Here is a 1,677-nt window from a genome sequence, read left to right as displayed (position 1 = left end):
TCAATTTTATGTGAATCCCCTCCGATAGCGCAAGCGTCCACGCTTGTGCTTTTTTCATTTTAGTTACAGGCACAAACGTGGACGTTTGCGCCATCGGGGGGCTTATTTAATTAAAAAAGCGACATCAATAACACGGCAAACTAAAGTGCGGTGATTTTTCTATGTGTTTTTCCAACTTAAATACCGCAAATTTTGATTGCCCTTGTACCTTATTTAATGACGGTAATTTTCCATTTAGCATCATCGATTTGTTCAAAATCAGTTACTTCGTAACCTTCTTCTGCCGCCCATGCAGGAATGGCTTCTGTGGCTTGTGTGCAGTCAAATTCAATTTCTAACCCATCGCCCTTATTGAGTTTCGCCATGGCTTCTTTGGCTTCAACCAATGGGAAAGGGCAAACTAAACCGAGTGTAGGTAATTTAACAATCATTTTTATCTCCTAAAATTAAGCTGTGACGGTTTTTAATCGTTGCGGTCGAATAATGGTAAAGTAGGCGGCAACCCAAGTGCCAAGCACCATTACCGGCAGAGAAATCCAGCCTTGCCATGAGAAGAAAGCGGTTTCAACCAAGCCATTACCAATAGAGCAACCGCCTGCAAGGCTTGCACCGATGCCCATAAAAATCCCGCCTAGTGCGCTACGCAAAATGGTCGTGACATCAGGAACGCGAACGCGAAATTCATTGCTTCCTTTCGCCCCAATAAATGAACCAATAAAAATCCCTAGGACGAGGAACACACCCCAGTTAATAAATTTGTCATTGCCGGTAACGAGGTATTGCATGATGTTGGCAGAAGGGCCGGTAATACCTAGGCCAAATTCACGTCCTGTTGCTACGCTTAAAGGCCAAGCGAGCAAGGCGATTAATCCCACCAACACGGCAGACACAAAAGGATGCCAGCGTTTTTCAAATAAAAAATGGGCTAGACCTGTTTTTCTTGGTTTAAGCGTCGCTAATTTGGGCGCCGGTTTGCTTAAATGTTTGTACACATAATAACCGGTAATCAAGCTAAGTAATGCGACCAACCACCACGGTGAAATGCCGAAGGTATCGTAAATATTGCGTTGTTCGATATTAATATCGCGCAATGCTTTATTAAAATCACCGAGTGGGCCGGTTCTCATCATTGCGCTTAACAGCATATAGGTAAAAAGTGCAATCCAGCTTCCGACTAAACCTTCTGCTGCACGATACCAAGTTCCTGTGGCACAACCGCCAGCCAACACAATGCCGATACCAAATAAAAATGCGCCGATTAATACGGCTAAAAAGGCAAAGTTTTCAGCCGGATCAACATTCAACACGCCTATTTCTTTTAATAAAAAGAAACCGACAGATTGCACCGTAATGGCAATAAGTAATGCAACAAACATTTTGTTGTTTTTGGTGACATATAAATCACGAAAGGCACCGGTGATACAAAAACGCCCACGTTGCATCACAAAACCAAGCAAAATACCACAAAATAACCCTGTTAAAAGCATAGGATCTCCTAAAGTAAGTAAAAAACGAATGCGGTATTTTTAATGAATTTAGAATATATACGCCAAGAACTTTTAGTTAATTGATATGTGATTTAGAAATAAAAAGCAGGGTAAAAAACATAGAGATTTTTAACCCTACTTGGTATGGATATACTAAAGGTATTTATTTAGATCCTGCTGAGAATTCAAA

The 1,677-nt window shown here is 41.3% G+C and carries 2 protein-coding genes; both read right to left on the bottom strand.

Annotated elements, in window-relative coordinates; translation table 11 throughout:
* Nucleotides 1–209: 209 nt before the first annotated feature.
* Nucleotides 210–431: a sulfurtransferase TusA family protein gene (locus Q0203_RS04680; protein ID WP_021616050.1), complete on the bottom strand. Its 222-nt coding sequence runs from the start codon at nt 429–431 to the stop codon at nt 210–212.
* Between the two features lie 15 nt (nt 432–446).
* Nucleotides 447–1,487: a YeeE/YedE family protein gene (locus Q0203_RS04675; protein ID WP_297929910.1), complete on the bottom strand. Its 1,041-nt coding sequence runs from the start codon at nt 1,485–1,487 to the stop codon at nt 447–449.
* Nucleotides 1,488–1,677 lie beyond the last annotated feature (190 nt).

Origin of the sequence: uncultured Aggregatibacter sp. (genome assembly GCF_938046485.1) — a bacterium.
Classification (GTDB): Bacteria; Pseudomonadota; Gammaproteobacteria; order Enterobacterales; family Pasteurellaceae; genus Aggregatibacter.
This window is presented reverse-complemented; position numbering and strand designations above follow the sequence as displayed.

What these genes read in the sequence shown, in the direction of transcription:
- Q0203_RS04675 (WP_297929910.1), bottom strand. Translation starts at nt 1,487, where the DNA reads ATGCTTTTAACAGGGTTATTTTGTGGTATTTTGCTTGGTTTTGTGATG.
- Q0203_RS04680 (WP_021616050.1), bottom strand. Translation starts at nt 431, where the DNA reads ATGATTGTTAAATTACCTACACTCGGTTTAGTTTGCCCTTTCCCATTG.